General features: G+C 71.9%; 18 protein-coding genes. 9 read left to right on the forward strand and 9 right to left on the reverse strand.

Going from position 1 to position 20,599, the window contains the following annotated elements; genetic code table 11:
- The first annotated feature begins 4 nt into the window (after positions 1 to 4).
- Together yicI and E1292_RS06970 are read left to right on the forward strand one after the other, a co-directional pair.
- Positions 5 to 2,341: an alpha-xylosidase gene (yicI, locus tag E1292_RS06965; protein WP_132593206.1), complete on the forward strand. Its 2,337-nt coding sequence runs from the start codon at positions 5 to 7 to the stop codon at positions 2,339 to 2,341.
- Positions 2,342 to 2,349: 8 nt separating this feature from the next.
- Complete coding sequence (locus tag E1292_RS06970; RefSeq protein WP_132593214.1) at positions 2,350 to 3,741, forward strand: GH1 family beta-glucosidase; 1,392 nt, start codon at positions 2,350 to 2,352, stop codon at positions 3,739 to 3,741.
- Positions 3,742 to 3,792: 51 nt separating this feature from the next.
- Here the strand turns inward: E1292_RS06970 and E1292_RS06975 are convergent, their stop codons facing one another.
- From E1292_RS06975 to E1292_RS07000, 6 genes are all read right to left on the reverse strand, one after another.
- The gene (locus E1292_RS06975) at positions 3,793 to 4,623 is read right to left on the reverse strand and encodes an SAM-dependent methyltransferase (RefSeq protein WP_132593216.1); all 831 of its coding nucleotides are present in this window, start codon (positions 4,621 to 4,623) and stop codon (positions 3,793 to 3,795) included.
- A 73-nt stretch (positions 4,624 to 4,696) separates the two neighbouring features.
- Positions 4,697 to 5,683: an acetylxylan esterase gene (locus E1292_RS06980; RefSeq protein ID WP_132593218.1), complete on the reverse strand. Its 987-nt coding sequence runs from the start codon at positions 5,681 to 5,683 to the stop codon at positions 4,697 to 4,699.
- 43 nt (positions 5,684 to 5,726) lie between these two features.
- Positions 5,727 to 6,767, reverse strand: a complete 1,041-nt coding sequence (locus tag E1292_RS06985; protein ID WP_132593220.1) for a uroporphyrinogen decarboxylase family protein — start codon at positions 6,765 to 6,767, stop codon at positions 5,727 to 5,729.
- A gap of 54 nt (positions 6,768 to 6,821) precedes the next feature.
- Complete coding sequence (locus E1292_RS06990; RefSeq protein ID WP_132593222.1) at positions 6,822 to 7,469, reverse strand: nitroreductase family protein; 648 nt, start codon at positions 7,467 to 7,469, stop codon at positions 6,822 to 6,824.
- An 83-nt stretch (positions 7,470 to 7,552) separates the two neighbouring features.
- Positions 7,553 to 8,674, reverse strand: a complete 1,122-nt coding sequence (locus tag E1292_RS06995) for a glycoside hydrolase family 53 protein (protein ID WP_132593224.1) — start codon at positions 8,672 to 8,674, stop codon at positions 7,553 to 7,555.
- Positions 8,675 to 8,682: 8 nt separating this feature from the next.
- Positions 8,683 to 10,722: a beta-galactosidase gene (locus E1292_RS07000; protein ID WP_132593226.1), complete on the reverse strand. Its 2,040-nt coding sequence runs from the start codon at positions 10,720 to 10,722 to the stop codon at positions 8,683 to 8,685.
- A gap of 244 nt (positions 10,723 to 10,966) precedes the next feature.
- Between E1292_RS07000 and E1292_RS07005 the strand changes: the two genes are divergently transcribed.
- The 5 genes from E1292_RS07005 (at position 10,967) to E1292_RS07025 (ending at position 15,958) form a co-directional block, all read left to right on the forward strand.
- Positions 10,967 to 12,241 carry an ABC transporter substrate-binding protein gene (locus E1292_RS07005; protein WP_246089967.1) on the forward strand — a complete coding sequence of 425 codons (1,275 nt, stop codon included), beginning with the start codon at positions 10,967 to 10,969 and terminating at the stop codon, positions 12,239 to 12,241.
- Positions 12,238 to 13,122 carry a carbohydrate ABC transporter permease gene (locus E1292_RS07010; protein ID WP_132593230.1) on the forward strand — a complete coding sequence of 295 codons (885 nt, stop codon included), beginning with the start codon at positions 12,238 to 12,240 and terminating at the stop codon, positions 13,120 to 13,122. The genes E1292_RS07005 and E1292_RS07010 overlap by 4 nt, the downstream gene beginning before the upstream one ends.
- A complete protein-coding gene (locus E1292_RS07015; RefSeq protein ID WP_132593232.1) occupies positions 13,122 to 14,006 on the forward strand; it encodes a carbohydrate ABC transporter permease in 885 nt (294 codons plus the stop codon). Before E1292_RS07010 ends, E1292_RS07015 begins: the two co-directional genes overlap by 1 nt.
- Positions 14,003 to 14,998: a LacI family DNA-binding transcriptional regulator gene (locus E1292_RS07020; RefSeq protein WP_220446708.1), complete on the forward strand. Its 996-nt coding sequence runs from the start codon at positions 14,003 to 14,005 to the stop codon at positions 14,996 to 14,998. The genes E1292_RS07015 and E1292_RS07020 overlap by 4 nt, the downstream gene beginning before the upstream one ends.
- Positions 14,999 to 15,127: 129 nt before the next feature.
- Positions 15,128 to 15,958 carry an SAM-dependent methyltransferase gene (locus E1292_RS07025; protein WP_132593234.1) on the forward strand — a complete coding sequence of 277 codons (831 nt, stop codon included), beginning with the start codon at positions 15,128 to 15,130 and terminating at the stop codon, positions 15,956 to 15,958.
- 22 nt (positions 15,959 to 15,980) lie between these two features.
- Here the strand turns inward: E1292_RS07025 and E1292_RS07030 are convergent, their stop codons facing one another.
- From E1292_RS07030 to E1292_RS07040, 3 genes are all read right to left on the reverse strand, one after another.
- Complete coding sequence (locus E1292_RS07030; RefSeq protein WP_132593236.1) at positions 15,981 to 16,352, reverse strand: NUDIX hydrolase; 372 nt, start codon at positions 16,350 to 16,352, stop codon at positions 15,981 to 15,983.
- A gap of 167 nt (positions 16,353 to 16,519) precedes the next feature.
- Complete coding sequence (locus tag E1292_RS07035) at positions 16,520 to 16,897, reverse strand: YchJ family protein (RefSeq protein ID WP_132593238.1); 378 nt, start codon at positions 16,895 to 16,897, stop codon at positions 16,520 to 16,522.
- 82 nt (positions 16,898 to 16,979) lie between these two features.
- Positions 16,980 to 17,843: an NAD-dependent protein deacetylase gene (locus E1292_RS07040; RefSeq protein WP_132593240.1), complete on the reverse strand. Its 864-nt coding sequence runs from the start codon at positions 17,841 to 17,843 to the stop codon at positions 16,980 to 16,982.
- 279 nt (positions 17,844 to 18,122) lie between these two features.
- Here E1292_RS07040 and E1292_RS07045 point away from each other — a divergent pair, with 279 nt between their 5' ends.
- Positions 18,123 to 19,295 carry a PP2C family protein-serine/threonine phosphatase gene (locus E1292_RS07045; protein ID WP_246089969.1) on the forward strand — a complete coding sequence of 391 codons (1,173 nt, stop codon included), beginning with the start codon at positions 18,123 to 18,125 and terminating at the stop codon, positions 19,293 to 19,295.
- A 59-nt stretch (positions 19,296 to 19,354) separates the two neighbouring features.
- A complete protein-coding gene (locus tag E1292_RS07050) occupies positions 19,355 to 20,518 on the forward strand; it encodes a pyridoxal phosphate-dependent aminotransferase (RefSeq protein ID WP_220446709.1) in 1,164 nt (387 codons plus the stop codon).
- Positions 20,519 to 20,599 lie beyond the last annotated feature (81 nt).

The raw sequence follows: 20,599 nt of genomic DNA on the forward strand, positions 1-20,599 counted from the left end.
CCCGATGAAGTTCAAAGACGGCTACTGGCGGATGCGCCCCGGGGTGCGGGGCGACTACGCCGCCTCGGCCCACGACGTGAGCGCGGAGGCCGCCTCGCTGCGGGTGCTCGCCCCGACGAGGGAGATCACCCGCCGCGGCCACACCCTCGACGGCCCGGTGTTGCGGCTGGACCTGTCGTCCCCGATGCCGGACGTGATCAGGGTCCGTGCGGTGCACTTCGCCGGATCGGTGCCGGACGCGCCGGCCTTCGAGGTGCGCGACGAGCGGCCGGACGTGCGGGTCGCCGTGGACGGCGAGACCGCGAGCCTGACCAGCGGCGCCCTCACCGTACGGGTGCGCAGGGACGCGCCGTGGGAGATGACGTTCAGCGCCGGCGGCCGCGAGCTGACCCGCAGCGCCGGCAAGAGCCTGGGCGTGATGCGCGACGCCGGCGAGCGGCACTTCATGGTCGAGCAGCTGCGCCTGAGCGCCGGGGAACTCGTGTACGGGCTCGGCGAGCGCTTCGGCCCCCTGGTGCGCAACGGGCAGTCCGTGGACGTCTGGAACGACGACGGCGGCACCAGCAGCGAGATGGCCTACAAGAACGTGCCCTTCTACCTCACCAACCGCGGCTACGGGGTGTTTGTCAACCATCCGGGCCGGGTGTCGTTCGAGGTGGGCTCCGAGACGGTGTCGCGGGTGCAGTTCAGCGCCGAGGGCCACGACCTGGAATACCTGATCGTCCACGGGCCGGCGCCGGCCGACATCCTGCGCCGCTACACGGCGCTGACCGGCCGCCCCGCGCTGCCGCCCGCGTGGTCGTTCGGGCTCTGGTTGTCGACGTCGTTCACCACCGACTACGACGAGGCCACGGTGACGTCGTTCGTGGACGGGATGGCCGAGCGGGAGCTGCCGCTGAGCGTCTTCCACTTCGACTGCTTCTGGATGCGCCGTTACCGGTGGTGCGACTTCGAGTGGGACCCGGAGGTGTTCCCCGACCCCGAGGGCATGCTGCGCCGGCTCAAGGAGCGCGGGCTGCGCGTGTGCGTGTGGATCAACCCGTACATCGGGCAGGCGTCGGCGTTGTTCGACGAGGGCGCCGCTGCCGGGCACCTGCTGCGCCGTCCCGACGGGACCGTCTGGCAGGATGACCACTGGCAGGCCGGCCGGGCGCTGGTGGACTTCACCTCCCCCGCCGCCAGGGAATGGTACGCGGGCAGGCTGCGCGGGCTGCTCGACATGGGGGTGGACGCGTTCAAGACCGACTTCGGCGAGCGCATCCCGACCGACGTCGTCTACTCCGACGGCTCCGACCCCGAGCGGATGCACAATTACTACAGCCTCGTCTACAACGAGACCGTGCACCGGGCGCTGGCCGAGCGGGGCGCGCCCGTGCTGTTCGCCAGGTCGGCCACCGTGGGCGGGCAGCGGATGCCGGTGCACTGGGGCGGCGACTGCGAGTCGACGTTCGAGGCGATGGCCGAGTCGCTGCGGGGCGGGCTGTCGCTCGGCCTGGCCGGTTTCGGCTTCTGGAGCCACGACATCGGCGGGTTCGAGGGCATGCCCGATCCGGCCGTGTTCAAGCGGTGGGTGGCCTTCGGGCTGCTGTCGTCGCACAGCCGGCTGCACGGGAGCGGGTCGTACCGGGTGCCGTGGTTGTTCGACGAGGAGTCGGTCGACGTGCTGCGCGCGTTCACGCGGTTGAAGGCGCGGCTGATGCCCTACCTGTACGGCGCCGCCGTACAGGCTGCCAGGGAGGGCCTGCCGGTGATGCGGGCGATGCAGCTGGAGTTCCCCGGTGACCGGGGCTGCGACCACCTGGATGCCCAGTACATGCTGGGCCCGGACCTGCTGGTGGCGCCGGTGCTGTCCGCCGATGGCGACATTTCGTATTACGTCCCTGAAGGGGTGTGGACCCGGCTGCTCGACGGCGAGACCGTCACCGAGTCCGTCACCGAGTCCGTCACCGAGTCCGTCACCGGGCCCGGCTGGCGTACCGAGCGGCACGGGTTCGGCAGCCTGCCGCTGCTGGTGCGGCCCGGCGCGGTGCTGCCGATCGGGGCCCGCGACGACCGGCCCGACTACGACTACGCCGACGGCGTCACCCTGCAGGTCCACCTGGCCGACGGCGGGAGCCGCACGGTCACCGTGCCCGCGGCGGACGGCGGCGACGCCGCGGTGTTCGAGGTCTCGCGCGCGGGCGGGCGGGTCCGCGCCCGCCGCGTCAAGGGCGCGCCCGCGCCCTGGAACCTGCTGCTCGCCGGGGTGCGCGAGGCCCGGCACCCCGGCCTTGAGACGACGCCCGGCGGCGTACGGGTGGCCGCCGGCCCCGGCACCGACGACATCGAGATCATCCTCTGAGGAGCAGCATGACCACCTTTCCCGAGAACTTCCTGTGGGGCACCGCCACCGCCGCCTACCAGGTGGAGGGAGCCTGGAACGAGGCCGGCAGGGGCCCGTCGATCTGGGACACCTTCTCCCACACCCCCGGGCGCGTCGCGGGCGGCGACACCGGCGACGTGGCCTGCGACCACTACCACCGGCTCGAGGAGGACCTCGACATCCTGGCCGCGCTCGGCGTCGGCGCGTACCGTTTCTCCATCTCCTGGCCGCGCGTGCAGCCCTGCGGCAGCGGCCCGGTCAACGCGCCGGGACTGGACTTCTACTCCCGGCTGGTGGACGGCCTGCTCGCCAGGGACATCGCGCCCGTGGCCACGCTCTACCACTGGGACCTGCCGCAGGAGTTGGAGGACGCGGGCGGCTGGCCGCACCGCGACACGGCGCGGCGCTTCGCCGAGTACGCCCGGCACATGGGCGACGCGCTCGGCGACCGCGTGCACACCTGGATCACGTTGAACGAACCGTGGTGCTCGGCCTACCTCGGCTACGCCTCCGGCGTGCACGCACCGGCCAGGACCGAGCCCGCCGCGGCGCTGGCGGCCGTGCACCACCTCAACCTCGGCCACGGCCTGGCCGTCCAGGCGCTGCGCACGACCGCGGCCGCGGCCGCGCAGATGTCGGTCACGCTCAACCTGCACCACGTGCGCGGCGTGTCCGAGCGCGACGCCGACGCCGTGCGGCGCGCGGACGCGCTGGCCAACCGGGCGTTCCTCGGCCCCATGCTGGAGGGCGCCTACCCGCGCGACCTCATCGCCGACACCGCCTCGGTGACCGACTGGTCGTTCGTGCGCGACGGCGACGAGGCGGCCGCGTGCCAGCCGCTGGACGTGCTCGGTGTCAATTACTACAACCCCACCCTGGTGCGCCAATGGGACGGCTCCGCGCGGCGGGAGACCGCCGACGGGCACCAGGACGGAGCGGCCTCGCCGTGGATCGCGTGCGAGGAGGTCGAGTTCGTCCGCCAGCCCGGGCCGTACACCGAGATGGGCTGGAACATCGACGAGACCGGCCTGACCGAGCTGCTGCTGCGGCTGCACCGCGACCACCCCGGCCTGCCCCTGATGATCACCGAGAACGGGGCCGCGTTCGCCGACGTCGTGGACGCCGACGGGCGCGTCCGTGACGAGCGCCGCGTCGACTACCTGCGCCGCCACCTGACGGCCGTGACCGAGGCGATCGCGGCCGGGGCGGACGTGCGCGGCTACTTCGTGTGGTCGCTGATGGACAACTTCGAGTGGGCGCACGGGTACGCCAAGCGGTTCGGCATCGTGCGGGTGGACCGCGACACCATGGAGCGCACCTGGAAGGACAGCGCCCACTGGTACCGCGAGGTGGTCGCCACCGGCAAGCTGCCGTCCTAGGGTTCGCGGGCGGGCTTCACGGGCTCGGGTCCGCGACTTCGGGTCCGCGGGCTAGGGTTTGCGGGCCACGCCTCCGACGAAGGTGTGGTAGGTGATGCCCGGCGTCGCGTGGTCGTCGGCGCCGGGCCGCCACTCGGGCAGCGGCACCAGGCCGGGCTCCAGCAGCTCCAGCCCGTCGAAGAGGGCGAGGATGTCCTCGCGGGCGCGCCAGCGCCCGGTGCCGAGGTGCGCGTTGAAGAGTTTCTCCGCCGCGTACGCCTGCCGCGAGACCTCGGGCATGGCCTCCCCCGGGTTGCAGAAGTGCGAGATCACCAGGTGGCTGCCCGGGGCGAGCGGCCGGAGGAGCCGGGCCACGATGCCGGCCGGGTCCTCGTCGTCGCCGAGGTGGTGCAGGATCCCGAACATCAGCAACCCGACCGGCTCGGAGAAGTCGATGAGGCCGCGCGTCTTCCTGTCGGCGAGGATGACCTCCGGGTCGCGGGCGTCGGCCTCGATGATCGTGGTGGTCTGGTCGACGGCCAGCAGCGCGCGGCCGTGCACGAGCACGATCGGGTCGTGGTCGACGTAGACGACCCGGGAGCGCGGGGCGACGGCCTGGGCGATCTCGTGCACGTTGCCCTGCGTCGGCAGGCCCGAGCCGAGGTCGAGGAACTGGCGGATGCCGGCCTGCGCGGCCAGGTGGCGCACGGTGCGGCGGAGGAACTCCCTGTTGGCCCGGGCCGACTCGGGCGCGTCCGGCGCGACCTTGAGCGCCATGGCGGCCACCTGGCGGTCGATCTCGTAGTTGTCCTTGCCGCCGAGCATGTAGTCGTAGACGCGGGAGACGCTGGGCTTGGTGGTGTCGACACCGGGCGGGGCGCTTTCCTGCTCGCTCTCGGACACTGCCGGCTCCTCGGATGGTCATGGGGGGCTAGGCCCATGATCCTAAATCGGCAACCCGGTATATGCGGACATTTCATGAACAAAGGAACGCCCGCTGGGACGCGGCCAGCCGCCTCTCCGCCGCCGGCACACCGGGGTGGTCGTGGTGGCCGGTCTCCAGCACGTGCAACTCCCTGGGTCCGGCCAGCGCGTTGTGGACGGCGAACTGGCCGGGCGGCGGCACGGCCGGGTCGAAGAGCGCGGCGGCCACGTGCACCGGGATCGTGATCCGGGCGGCGGCCGTGGCCGCGTCGAAGTACCTCAGCACCTCGGCCGTCTCCGGATGGCTCGCGTGCCTGACACGGACGGCCTCACCGCTGCCGGTGCAGGGCAGGGTGAGGCGCAGCGGATGGGCGCCGAAGCTGGGGACGACGAGGGCGGCGGCGGTGAAGCGGTCGTCCCAGGGCAACGCCAGCGCGCCGATGCCGCCCCCGAAGCTGGCCCCGATGTAGTCGAGCCTGCCCGCGGCCTCGGGCACGAGATCCAGCAGGGCGGTCGCCGCGCACCACAGGTCGGCCGCGCAGCCGCCGTGCACGTAGGTGTCCCTGGCCTCGATGCCGTGCAGGACGTGCCGCGCGGCGTCGGAGGGGATGCCGGGGCGCGTGCCGCGGGCGCCAAGGCCGCGCGCGCACGGCCAGATCGCCGCCGTGCCCCGGCTGAGCGGCAGCGGGCCGACGCCGTCGCGGCCGCCGTAGCCGTGGCCCACCACGCAGCCCCGCGTGACCCGGCCGCCCGCGGGCACGGTGAGCCAGCCGCCGAGGCGGACCCCGCCGAGCGAGGTATAACGCACGGGACGCACGACCACGCCGCCGCCCTCCCCCTCCGGCGGCCCTGCCCAAGGGGCAACGTCCACGGCCGCCGCACGGGCGCGCAGCCCCTGCCAGAACGCGGCGAAGCCGTCCGGCTCCTCGGGCGCGGGGACGGCGAGCAGGGCGTCCAGGTCGTAGCCGTGGGTCGGGTCGAAGGGGTAGGCGTGCTGCACGCGGGCACCCCGGCGGCTCATGCGAGCGGCGTGGTTCATACGATCATGGTGAAGGAGCGCCGCCGCCGCGCGCCGGCGGCGGTCATGAACGGCCGAGCTCGCCGCGCAGCAGGCGGGCCGCGCCCGCCATGGCACGCATCTTGCCCTCCGCCGACTCCCTGGGCAGATATTTCATCCCGCAGTCCGTGGCGATGACGACGCGCTCGGGCGGCACCCGGTCGAACGCCCGGCGCACCCGGTCCGCCACCAGCTCGACCGGCTCGACGTCCGGCGTGGACAGGTCGATCACCCCGAGGATGACCGTCTTGCCCTTCAGGTCGGACAGCACCCCCAGGTCCAGCCCCGACTGGGCGGTCTCGATCGACACCTGCTCGACCGGGCAGCCGGCCAGCTCGGGCAGGAACGAGTACGCCTCGGGCCGCTCGTGGATGATCGCCGCGTAGCCGAAGCAGATGTGCACCGCCGTCGTGCCGGTGACGCCGTCGAGCGCGGCGTTCAGCGCGGCCAGCCCGTAGGCGCGCGCCTGATCCGGCCTGGCCTGCATGTACGGCTCGTCGATCTGGACGATGTCCGCGCCCGCCGCGAACAGGTCGCGGATCTCGGCGTTGACCGCCGCCGCGTAGTCCATCGCGGCCGCCTCGGCGTCGGGATAGTGGTCGTTCTGGGCCTGCTGGCTCATCGTGAACGGCCCCGGCACCGTCATCTTGATCGTGCGGCCGGTGTGGGCGCGCAGGAAACGCAGGTCGTCCACCTCGATCGGGCGGGCGCGGCGGATCGGGCCGACGACGCGCGGCACCGGGTTGGGGTGGCCGCTGCGGTCGAGCGCCGTGCCGGGGTTGTCGAGGTCGATGCCGTCGAGGGCGGTGGCGAAGTGGTTGGAGTAGCTCTCGCGCCTGATCTCGCCGTCGGTGACGATGTCCAGCCCGGCGCGCTCCTGGGCCCTGATCGCCAGCTCGGTAGCGTCGTCCTGGGCCTGGGCGAGCAGCTCGGGCGGGACGCGCCACAGCTCCCTGGCCCGCACCCGCGGCGGGAACCGGTCGGCCAGCCTGGCGCGGTCGATCAGCCATTCGGGCTGGGCGTAGCTTCCGACCAGCGACGTCGGCAGCGTGGGCAGGGGGGTCACGGGCTCTCCTTCACGTTGGTGGTGCCTTTCACTGTGCTCCTACCAGCTGTGCTCCTACCAGCGGTCGAGGTGAAGCACCTCGTCCAGCGGCTGCCGGTGCGCGGGCCTGAACGTCTCACCCGTGTAGTAGGCGGTGGGGATGAGCACGCCCTGGCGTACGTCGGCGGGGATGCCGAGCAGCTCGGCGATCTCGCTCTCGTACGCCAGGTGCAGGGAGGTCCAGGCGGTGCCGAGGCCGCGGGCGCGGGCGGCCAGCATGTAGCTCCACGCCGCGGGCAGCAGCGAGCCCCACAACCCCGCCTGGTTGCCCTCGGGCAGCCCGCCGGGCGCGTGGATGCACCCGAGCACCAGCACCGGCACGTCGCCCATGCGCTCGCTCAGGTAGTCGGCGCTCTCGGAGACCCGCCGCTGGGTGGCGGCCCGCGCCGGATCGTCCGTGAACAACGACCCGGCCGAGCCACCCGAGGCCCGGTACGCGCCGAACGAGCGCCGGTAATAGCCGCCGATCGCCCCGCGGAGCTCCGCATCCGTCACCACCAGCCAGTGCCAGCCCTGCCGGTTGCTGCCGCTGGGCGCCTGCAGCGCGATCTCCAGGCACTCGCGCACCAGGTCCGTGGGCACGGGACGGGTCAGGTCGAGGCGCTTGCGCACGCTGCGGGTGGTGGTGAGCAACTCGTCCGGGCCCAGCGGTGTGATCGTCATACGGCCATCATGTCAACCCGACCGCGCGATCCACAGGATCCCTCCGATCTCGTCCGGGACGGCGGATCACGCCGGCCACTCCATCAGAGGTGGCCGAGCACCTCCATCGCGGGCAGCGCCCGGTCGTCGTAGCCGAACAGGGCCTGGTTCTCCCAGGCGTTGCCCGACGACGGGTCGGCCGGGTCCCAGCCGTTGCCGGGCACGCCGGTCCACGTGGCCTCCCAGGTGAACAGGCCGAGGCCGAGGCCGCCCGGCACCTGGCGGACGATGTCGGCCACGCCGGCCAGCATCGCCGCCTGCCCCTCCGGGGTCGCCCGGTAGCCCGGGTACGGCTCGCCGGAGGTGATGATGTTGGCCCAGCCGTCGTCGTCGGCCGTCGTGAACGGGTACGCGGTCTCGACCACGACCACCGGCTTGCCGTACCTGCCGGCCACGTCGTTGATGTTGGCCCTGAACGTCTCCAGCGTGCCGTGCCAGTAGGCGTAGTACGACATCCCGATCACGTCGTAGCGGACGCCGTTCGCGTTCGCGTTGTCGAACCACCACCGGTAGAGGCCGTTGTCGCCGCCGTCGGCCAGGTGCAGCACGACCTTGGTCGATCCCGACACCCGCTTGACCGCGTCGTATCCGGCGTTCAGCAGCGCCGCCGTGTTCGGCCACGTGGAGGTGGAGCCGTCGGGCCAGAGCAGGCCGCCGTTGATCTCGTTGCCGACCTGCACCATGTCCGCCGTGGTGCCCTGGCGGCGCAGCGCGTCGAGCACGTCGTACGTGTGGTCGTACACGGCCTGCCTGAGCCGGTCGAACGGCAGCGACTCCCAGGCGGCGGGCTTGAACTGCTTGCCCGGGTCGGCCCAGGTGTCGGAGTAGTGGAAGTCGACCAGGAGCTTCATGCCCTGGGCCTTGACCCGCCTGGCGAGGTCGAGCACCTGGGTCGTGGTGTTGTAGCCGTCGGCCGGGTCCACCCAGACCTTGAGCCTGACGTAGTTGAGCCCGGCCCGCGACAGGATGCGCAGCGCGTCGCCTTTACGGCCGCGGGCGTCGCGGTAGACGCCGCCGAGCGCCTCCGACTTGGCCAGGCTTGAGACGTCGGCGCCCCTGATCTGCAGCGCGGCCCTGGACGTGCCCGCCGCCAGGGCGGGCTGGGCGACGGCGAGCTGGATGATGGGGGCGGCGAGTAACAGCAGTGCGGCGAGTAACCGTTTCATCGGGTCTCCTAGGGGTGGGGGGTTTCCACGACGACGGTGACCGCTCCGGGCGCGACGGTGACCGCGCCGTCGTGCCGCACGCCGTCGAACACGCTGACGCCGCTCACCCCCTCGACCGTCACGGGCTCGCCGCCGTGGTTGATCAGGAACACGTGGCCGCCCCTGCACACCAGCTCCAGGGTGTCGGGCAGGCCGCGCGGCCGGGACACGTTCGCGTGGTCGAGCACCTGCGCGAGCAGCTCGCGCAGGCCGGAGACGGGCCCGGCGACAGGGCCGTTGACAGGGCCGTTGACAGGGCCGGTGACGGGAGCGGTGGCGAGGTACCAGGCGGTGCCGGCGCCGAGGTCGTGGCGGGTGAACGCGGGGTGTCCCGCGTCGGGCCCGGCGGCGAAGGCGCGCACGGTGACCGCGCCGGCCGGGCGGACCCGCTCCGACCAGACGCGGGCGGTGATGCGTTCCCGGCCGCCCAGCTCGACCGTCTCGTCCTCGCGCAGCGGGTGGAACTCCTCGATCGACAGGCCGAGCAGCTCGCGCAGCGCGCCAGGGTAGGCGCCCGGGTGGAGGGTGTCGTGCTCGTCGACGATGCCGGAGAAGTACGCAACGAGCAGGTTGCCGCCCGCTTCGACGTACCGGTGCAGGTTCTTGGCGGAGGCCTCGGTGAGGAGGTACGAGCTGGGCGCGACCACCACCCGATAGCCCGAAATATCGGCGGAAGGGTGGACGAAGTCCACCGTGACATGCTCCCGCCACAACGCCTCGTAGAAGGCGTCCATCCGCTCCCGGAACGTCAGGTCCACCGACGGCCGCCAGTCCAGCTCCAGCGCCCAGTACGACTCCCAGTCCCAGACGATCGCCACCTCGGCCCGCACACGGCCGCCCCTGACGCCGGCGAGCGCGCGCAGGTCGGCGCCCAGCCGCACCACCTCGCGCCACTGCGCGGAGTCGGTCCCGGCGTGCGGGACCAGGCCGGAGTGGAACTTCTCCGCCCCGAACCGCGAGGCCCTCCACTGGAAGAACAGCACGCTGTCCGAGCCCCGGGCGACGTGCGCGAGGCTGTTGCGGCGCAGCTCCCCCGGCCGCTTGGCGAGGTTGCGCGGCTGCCAGTTGACCGCGCCCGCCGAGTGCTCCATGAGCATCCACGGCCCGCCGCCGGCCACCGAGCGCGCCAGGTCTGCGGACATCGCCAGGTCGATGTGGTTGTCGGCCAGCTCGGCCTTCAGGTAGTGGTCGTTGGCGATCACGTCGACCTCGCGGGCCCACCGCCACAGGTCGGTGGACTTGCAGTTGACGGTGCCGGCGAAGTTCGTGGTCACCGGGATGCCCGGGGTGAGCTCACGCAGGATGTCGCGCTGGAGCGCGTAGTGCTCGCGGTGCTGGCCGTCGCTGAAGCGGGCGTAGTCGAGCCGCTGGGCCGGGTTGAGCACCGTGTGGTTGGCGCGCGGGGCGTCGATCTCGGACCAGTCGGTGTACGTCTGCCCCCAGAACGTGGCTCCCCAGGCGTCGTTCAGTGCCGGGATGTCGCGGTACGTCTGGCGGAGCCAGACGCGCCAGGCCGCCACGCTGTGGTCGCAGTAACACTCGCCGAGCGGCGCCCCGTACTCGTTGTGCACGTGCCACATGACCACGGCGGGATGGCCGCGGTAGTGCTCCCCCAGCGCGCGCACCAGGCGCGCCGTCGCCGCGCGGAAGGCCGGGGCGCTGGAGCAGGCGCTCTGCCTGCCGCCGAACCCGATCCGCGTCCCCTCCCTGGTCACCGGCAGCACGTCGGGATGCCGGGCGACGAACCAGGCGGGCGGCGCGGCGGTCGGCGTGGCCAGGTCGACCGCGACGCCCGCCTCGTGCAACCGGTCGATGACCTCGTCCAGCCAGCCGAACGTGTAGCGCCCCTCCTCGGGCTCCATCAACGCCCACGAGAACATGCCCAGGCTGACGAGGTTGACCCCGGCCTCGCGCATCAGGGCCACGTCCTCGTCGAGAGTCTCACGCGGCCACTGCTCTGGGTTGTAGTCCCCGCCAAAGGCGATACCGGCAGGACGCTCCGGATACATCCATCCCCCTCGATAAGATTCTGTGAACGTGCACAGTAAGGCACGCTTCGGAACAAGGGAACTGTCCCCTGCAAATTCCTGCAACACAGCGGCGAATGGCGAAGGTTAACGAGAGCGTAACAACCCCTTGACGGTGATTTCCGCCCTCCTCCACTCTGTGCACGTTCACAGAGCATTCTGGAGGTACGCAATGCGCACCAACCGCCTTGGAGCAGCCCTGGCCGTCGCACTCACGGTGACCTGCATGTCCGGCGCCCTCGTGAGCTGCGGGTCCGACGAGCCCGCCGAGAGCCCCGAGGCGGCGCCGGCCACGGCCGCTCCCCAGGGTCCCGCCAAGCTCACGTACTGGACCTGGGCCCCGAACATGGACAAGATCGTCAAAGTCTGGAACGACGCCAACCCCGACATTCAGGTGACGGTCAGCAAGCAGGCCGGCGGCGACGACGCGGCCGCGAAATACCTCACGGCCGCCAAGGCCGGCAACCCGCCCGACCTGGTGCAGGCCGAATACCAGCACCTGCCGTCGTTCATCGCCGCCGACGCCGTGGCCGACCTCAAGACCGAGACCGCGCCGATCAAGGGCGAGTTCTCCGAGGGCCTGTGGAACCTCGTCACCCTCGGCACCGACGCGGTGTACGGCATCCCGCAGGACAGCGGCCCGATGATGCTCTTCTACCGCAAGGACCTCTTCGACAAGCACGGCATCGAGGTCCCGGAGACCTGGCAGGAGTACGCCGAGGCGGCCCGCACGGTGCGCAAGAAGGACCCCAAGGCCTACCTGGGCACCTTCTCCAGCAAGGATCCGGGAGCGTTCACAGGGCTCGCGCAGCAGGCCGGCGCGCAGTGGTGGTCGATCAGCGGCGAGTCGTGGAAGGTCGACGTCGCCGACGAGCCCACCAGGAAGGTCGCCGACTACTGGGGCGGCCTGGTCAAGGAGGACGCCATCGACGACGTCCCGTACTTCACCCCTGAATGGAACAAGGCGCTCAACGACGGCAGGCTGCTGACCTGGCCGTCGGCCGTGTGGGCGCCGGGCGTGTTGTCGAGCAACGCGCCCAAGGCCAAGGGCAAGTGGGCGGTCGCGCCGCTCCCCCAGTGGAACGCCGGCGAGAACTTCAGCGGCTTCTGGGGCGGCTCCTCCACCGCCGTGTCGGCCAGGACGCCGCACAAGGCCGCCGCAGCGAAGTTCGCCACGTGGCTCAACACCGACCCGAAGGCCATCGACCTGCTCGTCAAGGAGGCCGCGATCTACCCGGCCACCACCAAGGCGCAGTCGGCGCTGGGCGAGGCGCCCGAGTACTTCTCCAACCAGCCCGACTTCTGGCAGCAGGCCGCCGCCGTGTCCGCGGGGGCGCGCGGCTTCACCTTCGGGCCGAACGTCGGCGTGACGTACAACGCCTTCAAGGACGGCTTCGACAAGGCGCTGCAGGACGGCACTCCGTTCTCCGCGGCCGTGCAGGCCATGCAGGACGCCACGGTCGCCGACATGCGCAAGTCCGGCTTCCAGATCGCGTCATGAAGCGGTCGGCAAGGGGCGCGTGGCCGTACCTGTTCCTGACCCCCGCGATCGTGTTGTTCACGCTCTTCCTCGCGGTGCCCATCGCCTACACCGTCTACCTGGCCATGCGCCGGACCAGGGTGTCGGGGCTGGGGCTCGGGAAGGGCGCGCGGCGCGAGGTCTTCGTCGGGTTCGACAACTTCGCCGCCGCCCTGGCCGACGCCGAGTTGTGGCAGGGCTGGCTGCGGGTGCTCGGCTACGGCGCGCTGGTGCTGGGCGTGATGCTCGGCCTGGCGCTGCTGTTCGCCCTGCTGCTGGACTCCGCGCGGGTGCGGCTGGCCCGCTTCTCCCGGATCGCGATCTTCCTGCCGTACGCGGTGCCGGGGGTGGCCGCCACCCTGCTGTGGGGCTTCCTCTACCTGCCCTCGCTCAGCCCGATCAGGGCCGTCCTGGACGTCGACTACCTGGGCGCGACCACCGTCACGTACTCCATGGCGAACGTGGCGGTGTGGGGCGGGGTCGGCTTCAACATGCTCGTGCTCTACACCGCGCTCCGGGCGATCCCCCGCGACCTGTACGAGGCCGCGCGGCTCGACGGCGCCTCCGAGGTGCAGATCGCGCTCCGGGTCAAGATCCCGATGCTGACCCCCGCGATCGTCCTCACCACGGTGTTCTCGATCATCGCGACCATCCAGGTGTTCACCGAGCCCACCGCGCTCCGGCCGCTGACGAACACGATCAGCTCCACGTGGAGCCCGCTCATGAAGGTCTACCGCGACGCGTTCGTCACCGGCGACCTGTACTCGGCCGCCGCCACCTCGATCGTCATCGCGGCGATCTCTCTCGTCCTGTCGTTCGGGTTCCTGCGCGTGGTCCGCGACCGCGCCTTCAGGGAGGGCTGATGGCCGGGGTCACCGCCGCCACCGCACACCGCCGCCGCGCGCACGGCGCGTCGGCGAGCAGGCCGTGGGGGGTGGCGCCCACGGCGCTGCTCCTCCTCGGCGCGATCTACTGCCTGTTCCCCGTGTTCTGGGTGCTGATCGCGGCCACCAAGTCGCCCGGCGAGCTTTTCAGCACCTCGACGCTCTCCTTCGGCACCGGCTTCTTCGACAACGTCGCGGAGCTGTTCGCCTACCGCGACGGGGTGTTCTGGCTCTGGGCGGCCAACACGCTGATCTACGCGGGCGGCGGCGCGCTGCTGTCGACCGCCGTCTCGGCCGTCTCGGGGTACGCGCTGGCGAAATACCGCTTCCCCGGCCGGAACGCGATCTTCAACCTGCTCATCGGCGGCATCCTCGTGCCCGCCGTGGTGCTGGCCATCCCGCAGTATCTGCTGTTCTCCGAGATCGGCCTGGCCGACAGCCACTGGGCCGTGCTGCTGCCGCAGATCCTGCACCCGTACGGCATCTATCTGGCCCGCGTCTACGCGGCCGCGGCGATCCCCGACTCGCTGCTGGAGGCCGGGCGGATCGACGGGGCCGGCGAGTGGCACCTGATGTCGCGGGTCGCGCTGCCGCTCATGGTGCCGGGCATGGTGACGATCTTCCTGTTCCAGTTCGTGGCCATCTGGAACAACTTCCTCCTGCCGTTCATCATGCTCGGCGACGACGGCAAGTTCCCGCTCACCGTCGGCCTCTACACGCTGCTGGCGGCCGGGGCCAACCAGCCGGCCCTCTACAACCTGATCCTCACGGGCGCGCTGCTGTCGATCGTGCCCTTGATCGCGCTCTTCCTCACGATGCAGCGATACTGGAAGACCGACCTGTCCTCCGGAGCCGTCAAGTGAAACGCCCTACGATCCACGATGTCGCCGCCGCCGCGGGCGTGTCCCGCGGCACGGTGTCCCGCCTGCTCAACGGCGACAAATACGTGAGCCCGGCGGCGCGCGTGGCCATCGAGAGGGCGATCTCGGAGACCGGCTACATCGTCAACCGGGCCGCCCGCAGCCTGGTCACGCAGCGCACCGGCTCGGTCGTGATGGTGTTGTCGGAGCCGTACGAGAAGTTGTTCGAGGACCCCAACTACAGCACGCTCATCCGGGTCTCGATCAAGATGCTGGCCGAGCGCGACCTGTCGTTGGTCATGATGCTGGCCGGCGACGCGGCCGAGCGCGAGCGGGTGGTCCGCTTCGTGCGCGGCGGCCACGCCGACGGCGTGCTGCTGGTCTCGACGCACGCGGGCGACCCCCTTGTGGAGGCGCTCGGCTCCGGGCCGCCCGCCGTCTCCTGCGGCGCCGTCATCGGCCACGAGAGCGTCATCCCGTACGCGGCCGCCGACGAGCGGCTCGGCGCCCGCCAGATGACCGAATACTTCGTCGCCCAGGGCCGCAGGCGCATCGCCATGATCACCGGGCCGATGGACACTCCGGGCGGCATCCAGCGGCTGGAGGGGTTCGCCGAGGTGCTGGGCCGCAGGGCCACCTCGAAGCTGATCGCGCACGGCGACTGGACCCAGGCCAGCGGCGAGCGGGCGATGGCCGGTCTGCTGGAGCGCACGCCCGACATCGACGCCGTCTTCGTGGCCTCCGACTTGATGGCGGCGGGCGCGCTGGCGGCGCTGCGGGCGGCCGGCCGCAGCGTGCCGGAGGACGTGGCGGTGGGCGGGTTCGACGACTCCTCGGTGGCCGTCTCCACCCATCCGCCGCTGACCACGATCCGCCAGCCGCTGACCGAAATGGCGCAGGAGACCATCCGCCTGCTGCTGGCGCTCATCGACGGGGCGGGGCACCTCGAGCCGGTGATCCTGCCCACCGAACTCGTGATCCGCGAGTCCGCCTGACGCTCCTGACAATGCTGTTGACTGTCCTTTACCCCACGTGTACCCGAAGTGGCGAAAAGCCGTAAATATCGTCAATACAGCAGTATGATCGCGCCAGTCGTCTTCGCGACGTTTCCGAAGGAGCCGACGATGGCCGAGAGCGAGCCGGAACGCCCGCCGCGGGACGTGGACACCACGAGGCCCAGCGTCTCCCGCGTCTACGACTTCATGCTCGGCGGCAAGGACAACTACGAGGCCGACCGCGAGCTCGCGCGGCTGGCGCTCGAGGTCGCCCCCGACGCGCCCGAGGCTGCGCAGGCCAACAGGGAGTTCCTCAAGCGGGTGGTCCGCCATCTGGCCGCCGAAGCCGGCATCCGCCAGTTCCTGGACCTCGGCTCCGGCCTGCCGACCCGGGGCAACGTGCACGAGATCGCCCAGGCCTCCGCCCCCGGCACGCGCGTGGTCTACGTCGACCACGACCCGATCGTCCTGGTGCACGGCCGCGCGCTGCTCGCCGTGGACGACACCACCACCGTGGTCGAGGCCGACATCCGCGAGCCCGAGGGGATCGCCGACCACCCCGAGATCAGGAAGCTCATCGACTTCGGCGAGCCGGTGGGGCTGCTCATGTTCGCGATCCTGCACCATCTGACGGACGCGGAGAACCCGGCGGGGATCGCCGCCAGGATGGTGTCCCGCCTGGCGCCCGGCAGCTTCCTGGCCGTCTCCCACTTCTGCAACCCCGGCCAGGCGCACCCCGAGGTGTCCAGGCAGGCGTACACGGCGGAGAAGCTCTTCAACCAGCACCTGGGCGCCGGGCGGTGGCGCACCCGTGAGGAGATTCTCGCCTGCTTCGACGGGCTGGACATCCTGGAGCCCGGCCTCGTGCCCCTGCCGGAATGGCGGCCGGACCCCGGTGACCAGGCGGAGCCCGGCATCACGTACCACACCTTCGTCGGAGCGGTGGCCCGCAAGCCCTGACGCCCTCCGCCACGGCGCCGGCTCAGTCGATCACGGGAAGGCTCAGGCCGGTGGCCAGCGCGTCCCGGAGCACCGGCACGTCAGGGGCGAACAGCGGCTCGGGCAGCGAGCCGGGGGCGAACCAGCGGAGCTCGGCGGCTTCCCCGTCGCCGCTGCCCGTGGAGATGCCGAGCAGGCCGTCGATGCGGGCCTCCCAGCCGGTCTCCTCCCTGCACTCGCGCAGGGCGGCCTCGCTCCACGACTCGCCCGGCTCCAGGCCTCCGCCCGGGACGCCCCACGTGGCGTCCTCCGCGCGCCGCATGAGCAGGATGCGGCCGCCGGCGTCCCTGAGCACGATGCCGGCGGTGACCCTGACGGTGGCTCCGGCCGGGTCACCGGGTTCCGTGGTCTCCATGCGGGAGGATCCTTCGTTCGACGGTCGTCGATGCGTTCGCGGGGCACCCGGCCCGGGACGAGATCGCCCCTCGCGACTTTACCGCCGCGTACGCGGCCCGCCCTCCGCACACCGAGGCCGCCCATCCGGCAGAACAGGACACGGCGCGGTGGCCGGCCCGCCTCTGATCAGAGCGCGCCCGCGTAGACCCAGCGCCCGTCCAGGCGGACGAACCTGCTGTGCTCCTCCATCTCCCCCGCCCGCCCGCGTTCGACGTAGTGGGCACGGAACCGTACGGTGCCCTCGGCGTGCACGACGCTGCCGCCGGTGGTCTCCAGCACCTCCAGCCGCACCCAGCGCACCTTCCTGTCGAGACCGGCGCGCGCCGGGCGTGCGGAGGGGTGCCAGGTGCGCAGCAGGTAGGCCTCGTCCCCCATCCCGAACGCGGTGAAGCGCGACCTCATGAGCTGCTCGGCGGTGGCGGCGGCCGCCTCGCCCCGGTGGAGCCTGCCGCAGCAGTCCTGGTAGGGGGCGGGCAGGCCGCAGAGGCAGGAACGTGGAGCCATGCGCCCTATTGTGCCGCCCGCGCGCCCTACCCGAGCAGCCCCGCCGCCCGCGCGCCCTCGCCGGACCGCCTCCCCGCGTGCCCTACCCGAGCCGCTCCCCCGCACGGGGGGCCGCTCCGAGTTGTGCGGTGAGACCGGACAACGTCGGGCCCAGCGGGGCGTCCACGGTGAGGGCGGCGTCGGCGTCGCCGCCGGTCGGGCCCTGGTTGACGATGGCGATCGGAATGCCGAGCTCGGCCGCCCTGGTGACGAACCGCAGCCCCGACCTGACCTTGAGCGACGAGCCGAGGACGAGCAGCGCCCGCGCCCCCGCCACCACGGAGAAGCACTCGTCGACGCGAGGACGGGGCACGTTCTCGCCGAAGAACACCACGTCGGGCTTGAGCAGCCCGCCGCACCCCGCGCAGTCGACCACCTGGAACCCGGCCACCTGCGCGTCGGTGAGCACGGCGTCGCCGTCGGGGTTGATCGCGCCGGACGCGGCCCACCCGGCGTTGGCCTCGCGCAGCCGGCGTTCCAGCTCGGCGCGGGGGCTGCGCTCCCGGCACGACAGGCAGACGACCCGGTCGAGCCCCCCGTGCAACTCGATCACCCGCAGCGCGCCCGCCGCCTGGTGCAGCCCGTCGACGTTCTGGGTGACGATGCCGGCCAGCAGGCCGCGCCGCTCCAGCTCGGCCACCGCCAGGTGCCCGGCGTTCGGCCGGGCGTCGCCGATCTGCCGCCAGCCGACGTGGCTGCGCGCCCAGTAGCGCCGCCGCGCCTCCGCGCTGCCGACGAACTTCTGGTACGTCATCGGCTCGGCGCGGCGGGAGCGGCCCGTCGGCCCCCGGTAGTCGGGGATGCCCGACTCTGTGGACAGGCCGGCGCCGCTGAGCACCGCCACCCCGCCCTGGGAGACCAGCCCGGCCAGCTCCGCGAGCTTCGTGGTCGTCGTCACACCCTCCATGGTGCCCGACCCCGCACCATGCCTCACCCGCCGGGACAACCGGCGGCGCCGCCCGCCGCACCCGGGCGCGGACTTCCTGCCCGGCCTCCCGCGCGGGGCCGTTCCACCGCCGGATTCCGCACGAAACGGGCCTGGAGGGGCGGCCACGACAGAACGTGACAGGTCGCGCACGGTAAGCTACCGACCGCCACCGACGACATCGGGAGACGACAGTGCCTGGCCGTTCCGCGTTTCCTCCCCGCCATGACCCACGCCGCAGGTCCCGGACGAGGGACGGCCGTGGCGCGTGAAAGGCGGCGGCGCGGCCGGCCCAGGCTCCCGACGCCGGCGTACGTCGCGGGCCTGCTGCTCGTCACGGCCGCGGTCGTCGCGCTGGACGTCGTCACCGGAACGGCGGTGCGGCTGTTCCCGTTGCTGATCTTCCTGCCGGCGATCATCTCGGGGCTCGGCTCGGTGCGGCAGACGATCGGCGCGTCGGCGTGGGTGCTGCTGGTGGTGGCGGGCACCACCTCCTTCCTGGGCGCGGAGCTGGACGACAGCCTGATGGCGGGCGGTTTCACGGCGCTGTTCGGGGTGCTGAGCGTGGTCGGCTGCCGCTACCGCGTGCGCCGCGAGGAGGAGGTCGACCGGCTGCGTTCGTCGGCCAGCGCCCTGCAGCGCCTGATCGTGCGCCCGCTGCCGCTGCGCACCGGTGACGTGGAGGTCGACGGCCTCTACCAGCCGGCGACGGAGGACACACTGGTCGGCGGCGACATGTACGAAGTGGCCGCGACCCCTCACGGCATGCGGGTGCTCATCGCGGACGTGCAGGGCAAGGGCCTGCCGGCGATCGGGACGGCGCTGGTGGTGCTCGGCTCGTTCAGGGAGGCCGCCTACCGAGAGGCCACGCTCGCCGGCGTGGTGGACGCGCTGGAGAAGTCCGTGGTCCGGCAGAACACGTTCGCCACCCAGACCGGGGAACGCGAGCGGTTCGTCACCGCGCTGGTGCTCGACTTCGGCCGCGACGCGGAGGTCGAGGCGATCAACTGCGGGCACCTGGCACCATACGTCATCCGCGGCGGCGACGCCGGCCAGGTGTCCCTCGGCGAGCCCGCCGTACCCCTCGGCCTGGCCGCGCTGGCGGCCGAGCCGCGTACGGTGGCGCGCTTCGCGTTCCCGCCGGGCGCGACGCTGCTGCTGTGCACGGACGGCGTCACCGAGGCGCGCGACCCCGGCGGCGCGTTCTACCCGCTCGGGCGCCGCCTGCGCGCGTGGGCCGCCGACCCGCCCGCCAGGCTCGCTCAGGCGGTGGGCGCGGACCTGCGGGAGTTCACCGGCGGAACGCCGCGCGACGATGTCGCCATCCTCACCCTGCGCAGAAGCGGGCCCAGGACCGGGCCCGGAAGCGAGCCCGGAAGCGGGCCCGGAAGCGAGCCCGGGACCGAGCGGGGCACGGCGTCCGCCGACGCGTGAACCGGCCCGGCGATCGGCGCGTACCTCCACACATCGGACACGTGTTCCATGGAGGTGTCGTGGAGCTCAGCCTCTTGCGGGCACAGGCGCACAGCCCGTCGTACTTCTCCCTCATGCGCGGCTCGGCCGGAGAGCGCGCGCCGGTGGACTTCTGCATCCCGTGCAACCCGTATTTCCCGACGCCCGAAATCTTCGAGCATCTCGGGAGGAACCTGGAGACGATTCTCAAGTTCTATCCAAGTGACGCGAACACCATCGCCGAGGAGCTCTGCTCCACCCTCGGCCTCCACCCCAAGACGGTCGCCATGGGCAACGGGTCGACGGAGCTGATCACCTGGATCGACCACCTCCTGGTCCGCGAGAGCCTGGCCGTGCCGATCCCCACGTTCGGCCGCTGGACGGACCAGCCGCTGGAGACGGGCAAGCGGGTGGACATGTATCCGCTGCTGGAGAGCCGCAACTTCGCGCTCGACGTGAACGACTACGTCTCGTTCATCCGTACGCGCGGCTCCCGGGTGGCGGTGATCTGCAACCCCAACAACCCCGACGGCGGCTACCTGCCCAAGCACGAGGTCCTGCGGCTCCTCGACGAGCTGATCGACCTTGACCTGGTGATCGTGGACGAGTCGTTCGGCGAGTTCGTGGACGCAGAGCCGTACCCGGGAGTGGCCGCCGAGGCCGCGGTCCGCCCGAACGTGATCGTGCTGCGCAGCCTGGGCAAGAACTTCGGCCTGCACGGGATCCGCTTCGGCTACATGGTCGCCAATCCGGCGCTGGCCGGGCGGGTGCGCGACGCGCTGCCCAAGTGGAACCTCAACTCGTTCGCCGAGGTCGTGGTGTTCATGATGCGGCAGTTCTGGCCCGAGTACCAGGACAGCCTCAAGCGGCTCGGCAACGACAGGCGGGCGATGTTCCAGCAGCTCAGCACCATGCCGGGGCTGTCGGTGTTCGCGTCGCAGGGCAACTTCCTGCTGGTGAAGCTGCCGCCGGGCCACGACGGGGTGCCGCTGCGCGACCACCTGCTCACCGAGCACGGCGTGTACGTCAGGGAGTGCGGCAACAAGCTCGGCACGACCAGCCAGTTCCTGCGCCTGGTCGTGCGGCCGCAGGAGGACGTGCGGCGGCTGCTGATCGGCATGACGCAGTTCCTGTACTCGGGCAGCCTGCACGAGATCCCGGTCATCGGGCTCCACCACCGGCACGTCAACCCGCTGTCCGCCTGACGCTCCGGGAGCGCCCGCCCCCTAGGGCGGGCGCGAACGGCCGGCCACCGTTGTAAGCTGTCCCAGCTATCCCCTTACAGC

Source organism: Nonomuraea deserti, from assembly GCF_004348685.1.
GTDB lineage: Bacteria > Actinomycetota > Actinomycetes > Streptosporangiales > Streptosporangiaceae > Nonomuraea > Nonomuraea deserti.